Origin of the sequence: Ligilactobacillus faecis (assembly GCF_029889745.1) — a bacterium.
GTDB lineage: Bacteria > Bacillota > Bacilli > Lactobacillales > Lactobacillaceae > Ligilactobacillus > Ligilactobacillus faecis.
In genome coordinates, this window is sequence record NZ_CP123639.1 from 1,229,156 (window position 1) to 1,248,957 (window position 19,802).

General features: G+C 39.3%; 14 protein-coding genes and 1 pseudogene. 12 read left to right on the forward strand and 3 right to left on the reverse strand.

From position 1 onward, the window contains the following. Window positions 1–12: 12 nt before the first annotated feature. A complete protein-coding gene (locus tag QFX10_RS05795) occupies window positions 13–1,665 on the forward strand; it encodes an IS1182 family transposase (protein WP_280607238.1) in 1,653 nt (550 codons plus the stop codon). A 3-nt stretch (window positions 1,666–1,668) separates the two neighbouring features. On the opposite strand, the gene QFX10_RS05800 is transcribed toward QFX10_RS05795, so the two are convergent. Further along, entirely contained in the window at window positions 1,669–4,326 is a 2,658-nt protein-coding gene (locus QFX10_RS05800) for a cation-translocating P-type ATPase (RefSeq protein WP_280605331.1), read from the reverse strand. 477 nt (window positions 4,327–4,803) lie between these two features. Next, window positions 4,804–4,944 carry a hypothetical protein gene (locus tag QFX10_RS05805; protein WP_280605332.1) on the reverse strand — a complete coding sequence of 47 codons (141 nt, stop codon included), beginning with the start codon at window positions 4,942–4,944 and terminating at the stop codon, window positions 4,804–4,806. Between the two features lie 158 nt (window positions 4,945–5,102). Here QFX10_RS05805 and QFX10_RS05810 point away from each other — a divergent pair, with 158 nt between their 5' ends. The 3 genes and pseudogenes from QFX10_RS05810 to QFX10_RS05820 all read left to right on the forward strand — a co-directional run bounded on the left by QFX10_RS05810 (window position 5,103) and on the right by QFX10_RS05820 (window position 8,978). Next, window positions 5,103–6,647 carry an ABC-F family ATP-binding cassette domain-containing protein gene (locus QFX10_RS05810; protein WP_280605333.1) on the forward strand — a complete coding sequence of 515 codons (1,545 nt, stop codon included), beginning with the start codon at window positions 5,103–5,105 and terminating at the stop codon, window positions 6,645–6,647. Between the two features lie 74 nt (window positions 6,648–6,721). After that, window positions 6,722–7,453, forward strand: coding sequence for a L,D-transpeptidase (locus QFX10_RS05815; protein ID WP_280605334.1), 732 nt, complete (start codon window positions 6,722–6,724; stop codon window positions 7,451–7,453). Window positions 7,454–7,562: 109 nt separating this feature from the next. Further along, window positions 7,563–8,978, forward strand: a pseudogene (locus QFX10_RS05820) (IS1182 family transposase). Between the two features lie 47 nt (window positions 8,979–9,025). Here QFX10_RS05820 and QFX10_RS05825 read toward each other — a convergent pair. Beyond that, a complete protein-coding gene (locus QFX10_RS05825) occupies window positions 9,026–9,676 on the reverse strand; it encodes a L,D-transpeptidase (protein ID WP_280605335.1) in 651 nt (216 codons plus the stop codon). A 132-nt stretch (window positions 9,677–9,808) separates the two neighbouring features. Here QFX10_RS05825 and QFX10_RS05830 point away from each other — a divergent pair, with 132 nt between their 5' ends. The 8 genes from QFX10_RS05830 to QFX10_RS05865 all read left to right on the forward strand — a co-directional run bounded on the left by QFX10_RS05830 (window position 9,809) and on the right by QFX10_RS05865 (window position 19,746). Next, window positions 9,809–11,227 carry a C69 family dipeptidase gene (locus tag QFX10_RS05830; RefSeq protein WP_280605336.1) on the forward strand — a complete coding sequence of 473 codons (1,419 nt, stop codon included), beginning with the start codon at window positions 9,809–9,811 and terminating at the stop codon, window positions 11,225–11,227. 79 nt (window positions 11,228–11,306) lie between these two features. Continuing rightward, window positions 11,307–11,783 carry a hypothetical protein gene (locus QFX10_RS05835; RefSeq protein ID WP_280605337.1) on the forward strand — a complete coding sequence of 159 codons (477 nt, stop codon included), beginning with the start codon at window positions 11,307–11,309 and terminating at the stop codon, window positions 11,781–11,783. A 529-nt stretch (window positions 11,784–12,312) separates the two neighbouring features. Then, complete coding sequence (locus QFX10_RS05840) at window positions 12,313–13,353, forward strand: methionine ABC transporter ATP-binding protein (RefSeq protein WP_280605338.1); 1,041 nt, start codon at window positions 12,313–12,315, stop codon at window positions 13,351–13,353. Next, on the forward strand, window positions 13,346–14,032 hold the full coding sequence (locus QFX10_RS05845; RefSeq protein ID WP_280605339.1) for a methionine ABC transporter permease: 687 nt from the start codon (window positions 13,346–13,348) through the stop codon (window positions 14,030–14,032). Before QFX10_RS05840 ends, QFX10_RS05845 begins: the two co-directional genes overlap by 8 nt. A gap of 21 nt (window positions 14,033–14,053) precedes the next feature. After that, window positions 14,054–14,884 carry a MetQ/NlpA family ABC transporter substrate-binding protein gene (locus QFX10_RS05850; protein ID WP_280605340.1) on the forward strand — a complete coding sequence of 277 codons (831 nt, stop codon included), beginning with the start codon at window positions 14,054–14,056 and terminating at the stop codon, window positions 14,882–14,884. 128 nt (window positions 14,885–15,012) lie between these two features. Further along, window positions 15,013–16,347: a hemolysin family protein gene (locus QFX10_RS05855; protein WP_280605341.1), complete on the forward strand. Its 1,335-nt coding sequence runs from the start codon at window positions 15,013–15,015 to the stop codon at window positions 16,345–16,347. Window positions 16,348–16,460: 113 nt separating this feature from the next. After that, complete coding sequence (locus QFX10_RS05860; RefSeq protein WP_280605342.1) at window positions 16,461–16,874, forward strand: (deoxy)nucleoside triphosphate pyrophosphohydrolase; 414 nt, start codon at window positions 16,461–16,463, stop codon at window positions 16,872–16,874. Further along, window positions 16,864–19,746 carry a DEAD/DEAH box helicase gene (locus QFX10_RS05865; RefSeq protein ID WP_280605343.1) on the forward strand — a complete coding sequence of 961 codons (2,883 nt, stop codon included), beginning with the start codon at window positions 16,864–16,866 and terminating at the stop codon, window positions 19,744–19,746. Before QFX10_RS05860 ends, QFX10_RS05865 begins: the two co-directional genes overlap by 11 nt. The last annotated feature ends 56 nt before the right edge of the window (window positions 19,747–19,802 follow it).

The following is a 19,802-nucleotide window of genomic DNA, read 5'->3' on the forward strand; positions in this document are numbered from 1 at the left end:
TAACATAAAATGATACACAGTCATTATAACATTAATCAGACTATTTTGAACATCTCTTTAGAATATATTCCTGAAAAAAATCATCCAGCTCTCTACATCAATGAACTTGTTGAAAGTTTAGAACTCAAGTATAACTATCAATTTGGACGCCCTCGTGAATATGATCTAGCTGCTATGCTAAAGCTCACTTTACTTGCTTATAGCTATGGTATCTTTAGTAGTCGAAAAATTGAGAGATTTGCTCGCGAAAATAAGCCTGCTGGTTGGTTGATCGCTGATCAAGTCCCTTCTTATCGAACTATTTGTCGTTTTCGGATCTCTGATGAGTTAGCTACCTTAACACAAGAGAGTTTAACTAAATTGACAGCTTTTCTAAAAAAACATAATCTGATTGATGACATTTCTTTCATTGACGGTACGAAGATCCTTGCGGATGCTAATAAGTATTCTTTTGTCTGGAAGAAAAATGTCGTTCGTTTTGATGAGCTCAATCGTCAAAAAGTTGTTGAACTTTTAGGCGAGCTCCACGAAGCTAAAGTTATCGGAAAGATCCCCAAAGGATCTGACCTGACTTTGGAAGCATTAGATGTAATAATTGCCAAGTTTGAAGATTATCTAGTTGCTTTAGATCAAAAAGTCGAAGAAACTAGACAAGTATCGCCGAACCCTGCGAAACAAGAACGTCGAAAATTAAAGGCAACCTACAAAAAACTATTAACGCGTAAAGAAAAAATGCAAAATCACCAAAAACAAAAAGACATCCTTAGAGAACGAAATAGTTACTCTAAAACTGACCATGATGCTACTTTTATGCGTGTAAAAGAAGATCCAATGTTAAACGGACAACTAAAACCTGCTTATAATCTTCAAATTGCTACTAGTAACCAGTTTATTACCGGGTATAAGTTATTTGCTAATCCAACTGATACAAGAACGCTTCCTACTTTTATTGACCATTTGAATGACAATGGCGTACTTGGTTCAACTATCGTTGCTGATGCTGGGTATGGTTCTGAGAGTAATTATCGTTTTTGTGACGATAATTACGGTGATCGCACCGTTTTGATCCCTTATGGGACAATGCTCAAAGAGAATAGTCGCAAATGGAAAACTGATGATCATAAAATCATGAATTGGTCTTATAATGAAAAAGATGACTATTATTTAGACCTTAACGGTGTTAGATTCAATTTTTCAAACTATTCTAAAAGAACTGATAAGTATGGATTTACTAGAGATTTTAAAGTATATACTGCTGAAAAATTTGATGATGATCATTTGATAGATCCCCGAGCCTTAACTAAAAGTGGACACGTAAGGAAGATCATGGTCAATAATGCCTGGGAATATTTTAAAGCACAACAACGAGCTTTACTTTCATCTTCTAATACTGGATCAATCTATGCACGGCGCAAAATTGATGTTGAACCTGTTTTTGGAAGATTGAAGGCTTCTTTGGGATTCAACCGATTCTCAGTTAGGGGGAGCGAAAGAGTCGAAAAGGAAATGGGCATTGTAGTTTTGGCAATGAATATCAACAAATTAGTCACAGTAGTGACCAAGATAAACAAAATACGTAAAGAAAAAGTATCTCAGAAATCAAATTTTCGATTTCTGAGATACTTTTCTCTTATAGAGACTACTTATGTCACAGCCTCTTTTTGATGATTAACGTTCATCTTGGTAGATAAAACGACGTTGGAAAAATTTAACGACTTCAACGATCAAGACCATCAAGACCCCAGCGCCTAAGACGATCAACCATTGTTGGAGCGCAAGCGTTGTTACGTGGAATGTTTGGTTGAAGGCGGGGACAAAGATCGTCATTGCTAGCAAAATAGCTGAGCTGATGACCGCTAAGTTGAAATATTTGTTATTGAATGTTTCTTTTCTAAAGATCGTTCCGTGGATCGATTTTGAGTTAAAGGCATGGAACAACTGTAAGACCCCTAAAGTTGCATAAGCCATCGTCAATGCATCGGCATGGATCTGAGCTGACGTATGGTGGAAAGGATAGTTAAGAGCGATCCAGTAAACACCAAGTGTCAAGAGACCTTCTAAAAGACCTTGATAGATGATACTTGAGCCAACGCCATTTGATAAGAAATTCGACTTACTTCCGCGGGGCTTTTGTTGCATGATGTTCTTTTCACCTTTTTCGACGCCTAATGCGATCGCAGGGAATGTATCGGTGACTAAGTTGATCCATAAGATCTGAACAGGAGCAAAGATCGACCAGTTGAGCATCGTCATCATAAAGAGCGTCAAAACTTCCCCTAAGTTAGCTGAGAGCAAGTATTGGATCGCTTTTTGGATATTAGCAAAGACTTTACGACCTTCACGGACCGCTAAGATGATCGTGGCAAAGTTATCATCAGCTAAAACGATATCAGAAGCATTTTTTGAAACTTCAGTCCCAGTGATCCCCATACCGACCCCGATATCAGCCGTTTTTAGAGCAGGGGCATCATTGACACCATCACCCGTCATCGCGACGATCTTGCCGTGGGCTTGCCAAGCTTTGACGATCCGCACTTTATGTTCAGGAGCAACACGGGCATAGACCGAATAACGGTCAACATTTTGTTTGAGCTCTTCATCTGACATCGCGTCTAGTTCGCGCCCCGTGATCACTCCAGCTGTATCTTCAGGTGTGATGATCCCTAAGCGCAGTGCGATCGCCCGCGCAGTATCTTTGTGGTCACCGGTGATCATCAAAGGTCTGATCCCAGCAGATTTTGCTTCAGCGACAGCATCTTTAACTTCAGGACGTTCTGGGTCGATCATACCGATCAATCCAACAAAGATCAGCTCATTTTCATAATTTTTAGCTGTTTTTTCTTTAGTTGTATCAGTCAAAGGTTTGTAAGCAAAGCCTAAAACTCGTAAAGCTTCTAAAGCTAGATCATGGTTGACTTTTAAGATCTTTTCTTTGTCTGCTTTTGTTAATGGTCGGATCTCGCCATTTTCTTCGATCTGAGTTGCTTGCCGTAAGATCTCATCGACAGCCCCTTTAGTCATCAAATAAGTTTGGCCGTTATTTTCAACTAAGGCAGACATCATCTTGCGCTCAGAATCAAAGGGGATCGAATCAACGCGTGGAAAAGCTTTTTGAACTTGTTTGATATCGAGCCCTCGATCAAGGTAATACTGGATCAAAGCTGTTTCTGTCGGATCGCCCACAAGACCATCTGGTGTTTCTTGGCTATCGTTTGCTAAGATCATGATCTGAGTCAATTTAGACTCTGGCGAGATCTCAAAGGCAGAAGCTTGGACAAGATCTGTTTGTGGCGTATAAAGCTGTTCGACTGTCATCTTGTTTTGAGTCAAAGTCCCAGTCTTATCAGAAGCGATGATCTCGGTCGTACCTAATGTTTCGACTGCAGGTAACTTACGAACAAGCGCATGCCGTTTAGCCATTGCTTGTGTTCCTAAAGCAAGTGTGATCGTTACGATCGCAGGGAGACCTTCTGGGATCGCTGCGACCGCTAAAGAGATCGCTGTAAGTAACATATCTAAGACCGATTCACGCCCAGTTACGACTCCAAAGACAAAGATCACAACAGCAATGACTAAGATCAAGACTGTTAAAACTTTACTCAAATGGGTAATATTTTTTTGTAAAGGAGTCACTGAATTATCGACTTCATCAAGCATCGTAGCGATATGTCCAACTTGGGTATTCATCCCAGTCGCAAAAACAACTGCTTCTGCAGTCCCATAAGTCACGCTTGTGTTCATAAAGCATAAGTTATGTTGTTCACCTAAAGGTGGTTCAGTCTCAGTCATAACAGCGGCATCTTTGTCGACTGGTACGGATTCACCTGTTAAAGCAGCTTCTTCAACTTTAAGTGAGTTAGCACTCAAGAGGCGCATATCAGCAGGAACGATATCGCCAGCTTCAAGTAAGACGATATCGCCAGGAACAAGTTCGTCACTTTTGACTTGTAAGATCTTACCGTTACGGCGGACACGTGAATATGGGGTGGTCATCTCTTGTAAGGCATCGATCGCATTTTCAGCTTTAGCTTCTTGAAAAACGCCAAAGACAGCATTCAAGATCACGACTAAAAAGATGATCAAAGCATCTGAGACTTCGCCCGCAAACATGGCAACTAAAGCAGCGACCATCAAGATCACGATCATGAGATCTTTGAACTGCGCAATGAATTTTTGGAGCAAAGTCGTATGCTTTTTAGCTTCTAAAACGTTAGGACCATATTGGGCTTGGCGTTCTTTAACTTGTGCCTCTGTGAGACCAGTTGCTTGACTAGTCAATTTTTCCAGTGTTTGTTCACTAGTAAGGTTATAATATTTTGTTTTCAATCAAAAGAGCCTTTTCTATAACATGTGAGTAAACATAGCCATGACTAGCAGTGTTTCAAGAAAGATCATAGATTTCCTTTCTTAAAAATAGGTGCTAAAACGAAATAATGCATTAAATATTCGACTCACATCAGAGCTTTCTTGCGAATATTTAGTCTGGCTATATACTATGGAACTGTTTTTGCAGTGAACGTTGACCCCTCCTTAAATTTTTTTTATCGTTTACAAAACAATCGTATCATAAGAAGGAAAGAAAGAGAAATTATCTGAAGGTAAAGAAAGTGTAAATTTAGTGTAAATGTAAGTAAAAAAATAAATCCACATGTGCACACTACTGACAGCGGCCCATGTGGAGCTATTGATATCCAATTAATTGAACTAAAGTTGAGTTATCGACGCAAAACGCGCGCATGCTTTCGCCGGATAAAGACAACTCAATTTTAAGCTCCACTTGGCGAAGTGCCTCGTGTTGCTCAATTATTTAGCAGCTTTTTCTGCTTCTTCACGTTCTTTTAAGAAACTCAAAACAGCTTGGTGTTCTGCACGACGTTTCTTCACGTTCTTTTGGTTAACTGGGCGACGGTCGTTACCTACGCCGACGTGTGTATTTTGTGACATGGACAGTTCCCTCCCTTTATTTAATCAATACATCTTTACATTTTAGCGAAAATTTCTTTAAGTTTCAAGGGTAAATCAAAAGAACCTGCTTGACAGATAGAAAAAGAGCTACTACGCTAAAAAAGTTATCCTTATAAAAATAGAAAGATTGAAGAAAGATGAGTATTTTAGAAGTAAGTGGCTTAACGATGGGATTTGCTGAAAAAGAACTCTATACGGATGCTTCATTTACTTTAAATAAAGAAGATCATATGGGGATCATCGGGCAAAATGGGGCAGGTAAATCGACTTTGATCAAATTGCTTACTGGTCAACTTTTAGCAGATGCTGGTCAGATCAAGTGGCAAAAAAAGACTAAGATCGGTTATTTAGACCAGTATGCTGAATCAGCACATGAACTAACGATCGGAGCTTTTTTGCGCAGTGCTTTTAACGAGCTTGATGAGATCGCTGAAAAACAAGCAAAATGTTATGCAGATTACGCGCAAACACTAGATGAACGTTTATTAGAAAAAGCCGGTAAGTATCAAGAACAACTCGAAGCTGGTGATTTTTATGCGTTAGATGTCCAGATCGAGCGGGTCATGACTGGTTTAGGGATCGATGCGTTAGGCAAAGAACGTCAAGTCAGTCAATGTTCTGGCGGACAACGCTCAAAGATCATTTTAGCTAAACTCTTGTTGGAAGAGCCAGACGTATTGCTTTTAGATGAACCAACGAACTATTTAGATACAGAACACATCGAATGGTTGATCGAATATTTGAATGCTTTTTCGGGGTGTTTTATGGTCATTTCGCATGATTATGATTTTTTAGAAAAGATCACCAATACGATCATCGATGTTTCTTTTGGTAAGATCACGAAGTATACTGGGAGTTTTAAAAAGGCACTCAAACAAAAAGAACTAAAAAAAGAAGTTCAGTTGAAAGCCTATGAAAAGCAACGACGCCAGATCGAAAAAGATGAAGCTTATATCAGAAAGAATAAAGCTGGCACAAGGGCAGCGATGGCGCGCTCACGTCAAAAACGCCTAGATAAGTTAGAACGATTAACCCCTCCAAGTGATAATCTTCAAGCTAAATTTAATTTTCCTTACATTGAACTACTTTCAGCTACGACGCTTAAAGTTGAGAACTTATCAGTTGGTTATGAACGTCCGTTGCTTTCACCAGTGACATTTTCATTAAGTCACGGAGAAAAAGTCGTTTTAAAAGGCTTTAATGGTATCGGAAAATCGACTTTGATCAAGTCGATCTTAGGTCAATTAAAGACTTTTGGAGGAACGGTCCAGTTTGTCGATGCGACTGTGATCAATTACTTTAACCAAGAGCTCAGCTGGGAAGATAAAACTTTGACGCCTCTGCAGCTTTTGCAAAATATATACCCTAAATTAGAACCAAAAACGATCCGGCAACGTTTAGCACGAGCAGGGCTAAATGCTACTAATATTTTGAAACCGTTAGAACTTCTAAGCGGGGGCGAACAAACAAAAGTCAAGTTGTGCTTGCTCGAACTAAAACCAAGTAATTTCTTGATCTTAGATGAACCAACGAATCATTTAGACGATGAAACTAAAGCGGCTTTGAAGCAAGCTTTGCTTGATTTCCCAGGAAATATTTTACTTGTGACCCATGAAGAGAGTTTTTACGCTGGATTAGCAGACAAAATTTTTGACGTTGAACAAGTCAGTTTGCGAAAGTGACTCGTTTGACAAGCTCAGCAGGTATCTGTATCTTAAGAAAGGGACGTAATTATTAGAAAGGATCTTGTGGATCTATGAAGAAAATCAAGTGGATGCAGTGGGGAGTAGCTGGTATTTTAGTTCTCCTTGCTGGGTATAGTATTTTGCATGTGCATCGCGCAGAACAAAAAAATGCGATCAAAGTTGAACGGCAGGCTAAAGTTCAGAAAAAGGAAGACAAAAAAGTCAAAGATCTAAAGAAAGAACAGGCTAAAAATATGCGTTTACCGATCGCATGGGATCAACCTTCTGAACTTTTACCATATCCAGATATCAAACAAGCAGTTCATTCAAAAAAGAAGGCCGAACGGATCTGGTTACTAGTTTCTCCAGAAAAACAACGTGTTTACGTACGTCAAGGACCATATACACTGTATACGATGTATGCTTCGATGGCTCAAAATTTTGCTAGTACCAAAGATTATCAACAAACGCCAACGGGTGAATTCAAATTACAAAAGCAACGTGGGGCAGAATATTTTGATGCGACAAGAAATTACGGGGCTAAATATTGGACTTCATTTAAAGGTCAAGGACTATATCGCTTCGAGTCTGTACCTTTTGATCAAGCAGGTCAGGTGCTCATGGCACAAGCTGAACGATTAGGGAAACGTCCAACAAAAAAGAAAAATATCGAAGCGTATGGAAGTATTCGCTTGAGTGTTCCAGATGCAGAGTGGATCATGAAAAATCTACCGCCAAACACGAAAGTCTTTATTGAAGAAAAGCATCCAAAGCATGACCCGTGGGAATTGATGAAAGACTAAAAAAAGCTTAGTGCACACTAAGCTTCAGAATGTAGACTAAGTCATCAGAGTATGTGCTCTGGTGACTTTTTTTGTATAATTAAAGAAAACGATTACGGAGGTATTTGTCATGCTTCGCAAGAGTGATCCCAATCTCAAACGCCGTGAATATGCTCGTACTTCTCTAGATGATTTGGTCCCAAAAGATCATTTACTCCGTAAAATTGATCAAATTATTGATTTCTCTTTTATTTATGATCTTGTCGAAGATTCCTATTGTAAAAATAACGGTCGTCCTAGTCTTGACCCTGTACTACTCATAAAGATTCCTTTGATTCAAAATTTATTTGGTATCCGTTCTATGCGTCAAACGATCAAAGAAATTCAAGTTAATGTCGCTTATCGATGGTTTCTAGGACTAGGTTTAAATGATCCTGTCCCTCATTTCTCTACTTACGGTAAAAACTATAAAAGAAGATTTGCTGAAAGCCATGTAATAGAAGCTATTTTTGCTCATATTTTGAAACTCTGCTTAGAAAATGATCTTATCGACACAACTGATATTTTTATTGATGGAACTCATTTGAAAGTTGCTGCTAACAGCCGTAAATATACTACTGAAGTTATTGAAACTAAGTCAAAATTTATGAGTGAAGATCTCGAAAAAGAAATAAATGTAGATAGAGCTAAACATCAAAAGAAACCCTTAAAAGAAGAAAAACCTAAAAAAAAACTAGACAAGTAAAAATATCTAAAACTGATCCTGATAGTGGATGGTTTCATAAGGGTGAACACAAACAGGTTTTTGCCTATAACGTTCAAGCTGCCTGTGATAAAAATGGGTGGCTCTTAGCTTATGTGGTCGGTGCGGGAAATATCCATGATACGCAACTTTTTCCTGAAATATTTGAAAAAGTACGGAAGTACGACCCACAATATATTATCGCTGATTCTGGCTATAAAACACCCACGATCGCACACTTTTTACTATCTCAAGGCATAATTCCCATTCTTCCTTATAAACGCCCAAGGGGCAAAGTTGGTACGCTTAGACCCAAAGATTTTGTTTATGATGAATATTATGATTGTTATTTATGTCCTGGCGATCAAATCTTAATGTACTCCACAACTAATCGAAGTGGTTATCGTGAATATAAAAGTGATCCTACAATCTGTGAAAAATGTCCTTTACTGCACAAATGTACACAAAGTAAAAATCATCAAAGAGTTATCGCTCGTCATGTTTGGCAAGATAGTATGGAAAAATGTGAGGATATCAGGCATCAAACTGGCTCAAAATTAAAGTATGAAGCGCGAAAGGAGACGATCGAAAGAAATTTTGGTTCGGCAAAAGAATATCACAACTTGAGATACGCCCGAGAAGTAGGAATTGATAAAATTCTAGCTAAAGTCGGGTTGATATTTGCGTGCCTAAATCTAAAAAAACTGGTAAAAATACTGGGGAAAAACCCTGTTATATTCGTATATTTCAAAGTATATAGTTATAAAAATACATAAAAAAACAAACTCTATCCGATTTGAATAGAGTTTGTCTACGTTCTGAAGCTTAGTGCACACTAAGCTTTTTTTAGTCTAATCTTTGACTACGACTTTTGTTCCAGTCGGTAGATTTTCACTCATCCATTTTGAATCAGGAACACTGAGACGGATACAACCGTGTGAAGCTGGTGTTTTGCCAAGCTTCTTTGCTTCTGTTACATTGTAATCACCATTAGCATCTGTTGGAACAGAATGGAATAGGTAGATGCCGTGATCTTTCCAAGAGATCCAGTTATTTGCGCCTTCATTCAATGAATTGTTGAAAAAAGAAGCACCACGTTCGGGTTCAATGTAAAATGTTCCTGTTGGTGTATAGCTGATAGTCTTTCCTGTTTCTTTGTCACGGTGGTAAGCACCACCAGAAGAATACATCGTGTAAATAACTTTATCGCCAGACATCAAATATGTTCGATTTTTCTTAAGTTCGACTTTGATCCAAAAGTCTTTGACTTGGCTGAGGTCTGGATAAGGCTTTGTTTCTGAGGATTTTTGCCAATCGATCGGAGTGCGCAACGTTGAGTTTTGAGACTTTTGTTTAGTTGCGGTCACTAAAACACTGTTATCTTTAGTCGTGGTAGCCGTTGTCGCCTCATGTGGCAAAGCAACACGATAGATCAAATAGCCACCACAAATGATGACGATCAGTGCTGCGATAAGATAAAAATAGGAACGACGTTGTTTCATGCTAAAGACCTTTCTTTTGTTTGCTAAGTTATTTTTATTATACAAATTTTAGAGACATTTGTCAGTGGCATAAAGAAAACTTAAAGTGTAGACTAGAAGCGAAAGTTCTTTTTCATGAAAGGAAATGATAGGATGAATGAAAGTGCTTGTACTTCGATCTTAGTTGGGAAAAAGGCGACGATCGATGGTTCGACAATGATCGCCCGTAATGATGATACGTTTTTACCTTTGACACCACAGCGGTTTATAATGCAATCAGCTTATCAGGATGAAAAAAGAGTGTGGGCTTCGACGCAAAATAATTTTAAAGCCGCTTTACCGACTTCAGGTCAAAGAACAACGATGACACCAAATGTTGATGTTTCTGGTCTTGGTTATTTTGGAGAAAGCTCGATCAATGAAAAAAATGTTGCGATGTCTGCAACTGAGTCGGTCTATGCTTCACCACGTGCTTTAGCCTATGATCCGTATGTCAAAGATGGGATCGCAGAAGATTCGCTCCAATCTTTAGTCGCTCCGTACATAGATTCTGCGCGCGCAGGGGTGCGTTATTTAGGTGAATTGATCCAAAAATATGGTTCTCCTGAAGGTAATGGGGTCTTATTTGCCGATAAAGATGAAGTTTGGTATATGGAGATCGTCACAGGTCATCATTTTGCAGCGACTCGGATCCCAGATGATGCGTATGTGATCACGGCCAATCAAGTCGCACAACAAGAGATCGATTTTAATGATCCAGAAAACTATATGTGGTCTGAAGGGCTAGCTGAATTTGTTGAGAAACACCATTTGAATCCGGCCAGCTCAGGGTTTGATTTTCGCAAGATCTTTGGGACAGATACTAAAAAAGATCGGCACTACAATACACCTCGTGTTTGGTACGGTCAACGCTATTTGAGTGGTAAACAAGACTTAGGTCCAACTTCAAGCGAGTTACCGTTTATTTGTCATGCTGATCGCTTATTGAGTGTAGCTGATCTAGAGTATGTCCTAGCTTCACACTATAACGAAACGCAATATGATCCTTTAGGAACAGGGAGTGAAGCTGATAAATCACGTTTTCGCCCGATCTCGTTGAACCGTACGCAAAATTCACATATTTTACAGATCAGAAACGATGTTCCAACTGAGCAAGCAGCCTTGATGTGGATCTGCTTAGGGATCCCATCATTTACACCTTACGTGCCCTTTTATACGAATGCAGATGATACTGATCCAAGCTATAGTCAAACTTCGCTTGAGTATGATATCAAAGATGCTTACTGGATGTATCGCACACTTTCAATGCTCGTTGAAGCTCATTACGATCATTTTTCTCAGAAAAATATCGATTACCTCACAAAATTAACAGAAGCTAAATATGCCTTTTTAGCTCAAAGTGATGCAGAAGCTAAAGTTCTTTCAGGGCAAGCTTTAACTGATCTATTGACTGAGAAAAACCATGAATTAGTTGCTTTGATGAAAAAAGAGACGATGCAAGCGATCGCTGAGCTAGTAACGTCTGGCTTAGAACTTTCTAAGCTTACTTTTGACATGGACAAAAATTTATAGTAAAGTGACCAGTGGATTTTTTGTAATTTACGCAACTTTTGTGTAGAATGTTGTCAAGATCAAAATGGGATGTGAGAAAATGGAGATCAAAGTTAGCGACTTTATTACGGCGATCACCGAAGAAAAGTACAAAAAAGATACGATCGTTGCTAAACTTGAACAAGTGGAAAAGTTCGGGCTAGCTGAGAGTTTAGCCCCGATCATTGAAAAAGAAAGTGAAGCGATCAAAGAAGCTCAGTTAGAACAAGCTGAGTTGATGCTCGAAACAACGACTGATCCGATCTATATCCGCTTGGAAACGGGGATCATCAATTTACCGTTTGAAAATATCAATCGGGTCAGCAATTTTTTCAATGATCCTGAACAAGAAGTTCCTGTTAATGTTTATCTAGTCGTCGTATCACCTGCATTAAATGCTTCTGGTTTACATATCATGCAGATCTGTCCTGCTAAAGATTTTGCGGCGGGACAGGGACAAGAAGCGGTTTTGATCGCAGTTGCTGAAAGTTTAAAAACGATCCAAGAAAATAATGCCGCCAAAACGCCGGCTGTTTAAAAAAGAATGCTAAAAAACAAGGTGAGGACTTAAAGATCATCTTGTTTTTTTAGTTAATAAATTTTTTTCTTTTTGAAAATTAATAATTATCATTTTTTATTTTGTGATAAAATCTTGAAAATAAAGGATTTTTGAACTGATTGGCTAGAAAAATTTTTGAAAAATTAAAAAACTGTATTGACAAATGAGATAATTAACGATAATATCAAAACAACAATAAATGAATAACTAAAAAACGTTGATGAGAAGAGTAGCTGTGTCGGAGTAGATTTAACAGAGACCTCTGGGAGCTGAAAAAGAGGATCGAAAAAACCAGTGAAGATGAGCTCGGAGTTTGATTGTTGGTGCAAGCTTGCGGTCCGTTTTAATGCGATATAATTTGAGACTACTGTCATTGAGGTAGTAGTTGATGAGCCTATTTTTGAGAAAAAATAGGAAAATAAGGTGGTACCGCGAGTTTTCGTCCTTTGTAGGATGAAAGCTTTTTTTTTGCTCTAATATCAAATAAATCATAGAAAGTAGTGGTCAAATGATTGAATTTAAAAATATCTCAAAAACATTTGCAACAGCTGAAGGACAAGTCACTGCTGTAAAAAATGTCGATCTGTCGATCAAAGCAGGTGAAGTTTTTGGGATAGTTGGGTTCTCAGGTGCTGGGAAAAGTACCTTGGTCCGCATGTTAAGTGGTTTAGAAGTCCCAACAAGTGGTGAAGTCATCATCAATGGAACGCGGACCGACAATTTAAAAGGGAAAGCATTGCGGGAACAACGCAAAAAGATCGGGATCATTTTTCAACATTTTAATCTTTTATGGTCTCGAACAGTGCTTGAAAATATCGAGTTCCCCTTGGAATTACTTGGAGTCGATAAAGTCACGCGACGTAAAAAAGCTACCCATTTGGCCCAACTAGTGGGACTAGGTGATCGCATCCATGCCTATCCAGCTCAATTGTCAGGCGGACAAAAACAACGCGTCGGGATCGCTCGTGCTTTAGCCAATGATCCCGATATCTTGATCTCAGATGAAGCAACAAGTGCGCTAGATCCCCAAACAACGGATGAAGTTTTAGATCTTCTCGACGAGATCAACCAAAAACTACAATTGACGATCGTGATCATCACGCATGAGATGCATGTGATCCGCCGTTTAGCAGATAAGGTAGCTGTGATGGAAGCTGGGCAAGTCATCGAAGAAGGACCTGTTTCAAAAGTTTTTACCCATCCACAACAAGAATTGACAAAGCGCTTTGTCAGTGCTGAAGTTGATCCTAAACAAACAGCTGATGTTCAACAAGTTGTGGCTAACTTGTTGAAAAAGAATCCTGAAGGTAAATTAGTAGAATTAAAATTTCATGGGCAAGAAGTTGAACGTCCAGTCGTCAATGAATTAAGTAAAAGATTTCCTGAATTAGAGATCAGTATTTTGGAGGGAAATATCCATCAATTAGCTGATAAAGGAACGATCGGTTCGCTCTTCGTTCAATTTGTCGGACCAAAAGAACAGATCAAGGAAGCATTAACGCTCGTAGAAGAATTTCAAGTGGAAGCGAAGGTGATCGAACATGAATGAACAAGGCTTAGCTTCATATTTCGATTTTAGTACCGTCAACTGGCCAAACATGTGGGCAGCGACGTGGGAGACGATCTGGATGACAGTCGTTTCAGTCGTGATCGTGGCGGTCTTAGGGTTACTGTTAGGACTATTGTTATATGAGACATCTGATAGTCAAAGTTTAGCTGTACGCGGCTTGAACTGGATCGTGGCCTTATTTGTAAATGTCTTTCGTTCGATCCCATTCATCATTTTGATCGTTTTACTTTTACCAGTAACACAAGTGATCGTTGGTGCGATCACTGGAGCTAAGGCGGCGATCCCTTCGCTTGTTATCTCAGCGGCTCCGTTTTACGCTCGGTTAGTCGAATTGGCTTTCCACGAGATCGATGGTGGAGTTTTAGAGGCAGCTGAAGCGATGGGCGCGACTAAATGGCAGATCGTCTACAAAGTTTTGATCCCTGAAAGCTTACCAGCCTTAGTTTCTGGGATCACAGTCACGGCGATCTCTTTGATCGGTTATACCGCGATGGCAGGAGCGATCGGTGCTGGGGGCTTAGGTCAGTTAGCTTATACAGACGGGTTCCAATCGTATAACAACGCGATAACTTTAGTTGCAACAGCAGTGATCGTCGTGATCGTCTTTATTTTCCAATTTATCGGTGATCGTTCTGTTAAAGCATTAGATAAACGTTAAAATTTAAAAGGAGGAATTATCATGAAAAATTTTAAAAAGATCTTAGGGGCTACTTTAGCCACAGCAGCAGTAGTTTTTGGGGGCGCGCTTTTTAGTCAACGTGCCCAAGCAGATACAACATTGACGGTGGGAGCTTCTTCTTCACCACATGCTAAAATTTTAGAACATGTCAAACCTGAGTTGAAAAAAGAAGGGATCGATTTAAAGATCAAAGTTTTCAACGACTACATTTTGCCAAACAAAGCTTTAGCTAATAAAGAATTAGATGCAAACTATTTCCAACATACACCATTTTTGACAAACTGGAACAAAAAGAACAATGGGACTTTGATCAATGCTGGTGGTGTTCACCTTGAACCGATCGGTGTTTATTCAAAGAAATATAAAAACCTAAAAGATCTCCCGAAAAATGCTACAGTTTATGTTTCAAGCAATGTCGCTGATTACGGTCGGGTCTTACAGATCTTTAAAGATGCAGGTCTGATCACTTTGAAAAAAGGTACTGATCTGACAAATGCAACTTTTGATGATATCAAAACAAATAAGAAAAATATTCAATTCAAGCATACCTTTGAAGCTAAATTGATGCCAAAACTTTATGAATCAAATGAAGCCGATGCTACAGTGATCAATGCTAACTATGCTGTACAAGCTGGGATCAATCCTGCTAAAACTGCGATCGCTCTAGAAAAGAAATCTTCACCATACGTCAACATCATTGCGGTACGTAAAGGCGATAAGAACAAAACAGCGATCAAAAAATTAGTCAAAGCACTTCAATCTAAATCAACACAAAAATGGATCGAAAAAGAATTTGACGGTGCTGTTTTACCTGCTAAAAGCACAAAATAAGTAGAAAAAGGCTAGGACGATCCTAGTCTTTTTTGTTTTTACTGGGAATATTTTTTCTTTTAGACAAAAGATGATATTATTATAGATAAGAAACCTAAGTTTAATTTTTGAAATGGGGATGGAAATATATGTCTAGTGGTCAGGCGTTAACCAATCTGATCATCATTTTAGTTGTTTTTTATTTTGCAGCCTTTTTTGTGGCGGCTGAATTTGCGATCGTCTCGGTCCGCAAAAGTGCGATCGAAAGTGCACTTGAAGCAGGAAACGGTAATAAGCGTAAGCTCAAGTTAGCCTTAAAGATGGTCACGAATATGAATGAGTATCTTTCAACGACCCAAGTCGGGATCTCAACAACAGGGATCATTTTAGGGTGGATCGGGGCTGATACTTTGACAAAGATCTTGACTGATCTTTTAGGTTTTATGCCGATCAATCATGCGACGACTGTTGCGATCAGTGCTGTTTTAGGGGTCGTGATCTTGACTTACCTTGAAGTGGTCGTAACTGAGATCGTACCTAAAAACATCAGTATCGATATGCCCCTTAAAGTGATGATGTTTATCGTCACACCGTTACATTATTTTCATGTTGCCTTTTATCCGTTTGTCTGGTTATTGAATGCTTCAGCTTCAGGGATCGTGCGCTTAGTTGGCTTAAAACCAGCTGGCGAGGGGCAAGATGTTTTGTCACAAAATGAGATCTTGAATATTTCACGGAATGCGGTAACTGGTGGGGCGATCGATAAAGATGATTTTGTCTATATGCAACGGGCTTTTGAATTCAATGATAAAGTTGCCAAAGATATCATGATCGATCGGACGAGTTTAGAAGTGGTCGATATCACCGATACGGTCCGGGATGTGATCAATAAGTATTTAGATAAAAAATATACTCGTTATCCAGTCGTGGCTAACAATGACAAAGATAAGATCTTAGGTTACGTTTATATCTACGACATGATCCGTCAAGCACAAGTTGATGATTCAGTTCGGATCAGTAAGTTGATGCGGACGATCATCACGGTACCTGAAGTAACTCCGATCCAGAAATTATTACAAAGTATGATCCAAAAGCAGACCCCGATCGTTGTCGTCCTTGATGAATATGGGGGCACTAGTGGGATCGTAACTGACCGTGATATTTATGAAGAACTCTTTGGAACAGTTCGTGATGAAGCTGATGATGTGATCGAAGAAGATATCGTCGATAATCATGATGGAACTTATCGGGTCTCAGGGAAGACGACATTGTATGATTTTGAACGTTACTTCAATGTTTCGATCAAAGATTTTCAAGAGGCTGAAAGTGTCACGATCGCTGGATATCTCTTAGAAAATTACAAGATCAAACTTGGAGCAGTTGTGACGTTAGGCGACTTAGAGATCAAAGTCACTGACTTTAGCCGCAATTATATCGAATGGCTCGAAGTCAAGAATCAAGCTCAAACAGAAGAAACAAAATAGTGTCAGATAAGTGTTCAAGTCAACTTGAGCACTTATTTTTTACTAGTAAAAAGAATAAACGATGAGGTAAAATAAGTTCAAAGACGAGCTATTTTAGATCGAGGAGGAAAAAAATGAAGCAAGTGGCCGCAGCAGTGATCGTTTCTGAAGGAAAGATCTTAGCAGCTAAACGTAAAAAAGAGCGTCTCGGTGGAGGCTTTTGGGAGTTTCCAGGCGGAAAAGTCGAATTGGGCGAGACGGCAAAAGAAGCTTGTAAGCGTGAAGTCAAAGAAGAGCTGGGCGATGAGTGTCAGGTCTATGGACGTTTACCTGTAAAGCGTACTTATCAAATGCCTTATGGAGAATTGACGATCGACTTTTTTTGGACAAAACTTTTGACAAAAAATTTACACTTAGTCGCAGCTAGCGAATATCGGTGGCTCAAACCGACTGAGTTAGCTGAAGTAAAATGGCTCGAAGCTTCTAAAGAAGCACTGGAATTGATCAAACAAACTGATCTAGAAAAGGTGATCTCAAATGGAAAATGAAGCTTTAAAAGAAGCACTTTTAGCAGGACTGATCGATAGCGAGCAGTATGAGGCTAACGATAATTATGGCCCTAAATTGATCACTAATAATGCGACCGAGACTGTGTGGGAATATTTACAGCAAGAACTTTTGACCTGTCAAAAATTTGTGTTAGCGCCTGCGTTTATCACAAGCGAGATGTTAGTTGCGTTAAAAATAACATTAGCGCAATTATCCCAAAAAGGCGTGCACGGGACGATCTTGACCTCGGACTATTTAGGTTTTAATACGCCTGAAATGTTTACGGAATTATTGAAACTGCCAAATGTGACAGTCAAGATCGTTCAGACCCCAGGCTTCCATGCTAAAGGTTACTTCTTTTGGCATAAAGATCATCAAACAGCGTATATCGGGAGTTCAAATTTTACCCGCCAGGCATTATTGAAAAATAGTGAATTGAACCTAAAGATCTCGAGTCAAACTAAAGGACGGTTGGCCCAAGAGATCTTTACCCAGTTAGCGAACTTTGAACAAGAAGCGCTTGTGCTCGATCAGACTTTTATTACAAATTATCGCAAAAATTACGTAGCTCCAGTGATCCAAAGGCCAAAACAGCGACCAAGCAAACTGGCGCCAAATAAAATGCAGACCGAAGCTTTGAAAAAACTCCAAATTTTGCGTACAAAAGAAAAGGCCAAAAAAGCTTTGATCATCTCAGCGACTGGAACTGGGAAGACTTATTTAGGTGCTTTTGATGTTAAAAATTATGCTCCAAAACGCTTTTTATATGTCGTTCACCGCGAACAGATCTTACACAAGACGTTGGAGAGTTTTCAAAAGGTTTTAGGGGGAGCTCGTTTTGATTATGGAATCTATGGTGGAGGACAGCATGAAAAAAAGACGAAGTATGTATTTGCAACGATCCAAGCATTAGCGCGTCCTGAAAATTTAGCGCAATTTGCTGCCGATGAGTTTGATTATATTTTAGTTGATGAAGCCCATCACGTTGGAGCAGCTAGTTATCAACGCTTGATGGCTCACTTTGAGCCAGCTTTTTGGCTAGGGATGACAGCAACACCAGAACGTATGGATGATTTTGATGTTTATCAAGCTTTTGATCATCAGATCGCTTACGAGATCAGTTTAGAAGACGCCCTTGCAGAAGAAATGTTGTGTCCCTTTGATTATATCGGAGTCACTGATTACGAATTTTTAGGGGAGACAGTGTCTGAAAAGGCGACTTTGAGCCAATTGACTGCCCCAGAGCGAGTCAAGCATATTTTAAAACAGCTTGCTTACTATGGAAACGAGACAAGTCGTGGAGGCCTTGTTTTTTGTAGTCGACAAGATGAGGCCAAAGCGCTGGCCAAGGCATTCTCTGCTCAAGGCTATCCGAGTTTAGCGTTGACTAATAATGATAGTTCAAGTGCTAGAAAAAAAGCCGTCCAAAAATTAGAAGCTGGACAACTTAAGTATTTGATCACAGTTGATATTTTCAATGAAGGGATCGATATCCCTTGTGTCGATCAAGTGGTCTTATTGCGTAATACGCAGTCAAAGATCGTTTTTGCCCAGCAATTAGGACGCGGGTTGCGACGTTTTCCTCAAAAAGAAAGTGTTCTCGTGTTGGACTTTATCGGTAATTATAAAAATAACTATTTGATCCCACAAGCTTTGACAAATGACCGTTTTTTAAATAAAGATCGGTTGTTAGCAGATCTGAAAAAGACAGTCGTCTATCACTTGGCAACGATCAATTTTGATCTGATCTCGCGTCAACGGATCTTTGAAGCGATCGCTAGCACTAAACTTGATGCGCTCAAACGCCTGCGTCAAAGCTATGAGCGCTTGAAAAAGAAATTAGGTCGGACTCCATGGCGTTATGATTTCTATCAAGAAAATGAGCTTGATCCGCAGATCTTTACGCAAAATCAAAATTTAAATGGATATTACGCTTTATTGAAACGTTTAAAAGTCGTTGCGGCGCTTCCGAAAAAAGCTGAGCAATATTTATATTTTTTGGAAAACGAACTTCTGAATGGGAAAAGAAAGCATGAATTACTTTTGCTAGAAGCGCTCCTAGCTAAAAATAGTCTTTCGCAAACAGAATTTAGGCAGCTTTTAAGGCAAAATAACTGTTATTGTGATGAACAAGTGCTCGCTTCAGTGCAAGAGATCTTATCTTTACGCTTTTTTGCAGTCAAAGCAGGGAAAACACTTCGGCAAGATCTTTACGGAAAAGAGCCACTGATCGTTGTAAAAGATGCGACTTATATGTTTAATGAAACTGTACGTAACTTTTTACAGCTAGAACTTTTTAAAACGCATTTTATAGATATCATCAAAACAGGTCTTGCTTTGAGTGCTGAATATGCAAGCGAGCGACGCTTCACATTGTATCAAAAGTATACGCGTAAGGATGTCTGTCGTTTACTTGATTGGCGTAAAGACATCAGCGCCCCACTGTATGGTTATCGCGTGGTCGCAGATGTTTGTCCGATCTTTATCACTTATCGACCGCAGACACTAAAGCATGGTTATCAAAATGAGATCACTAATAATGAACAGATCAAGTGGTATACGCGGAGTCCCCGTTCCTTGGCTTCTAAAGAAGTTCAAGAGCTTTTAGCACAAGATGAGCAAGGGCGGGCAAAAGTGCAACTTCCGCTATTTATCAAACCAACGGATGCCTTTCAAGCGGAATTTTATTATGTTGGGCAAGCAACGATCGATCCTAAGTCGGTCCAAGAAGAAGAGTTGCTCAAAAACGGAAAGAAACGTAAAGCAGTCAGCATGAAGTTATGCTTTGAAAAGCCATTGCCGTTATGGCTCCAAGCTGAATTAAAAGCAGCTGAACATCAAAGTCAAGATCGCAGTGATCACGAATATTAGAAAACGATTTTTATAAAATTAAAGATTTTTCCCCAAAATAATGAGTCAAAGGGTTG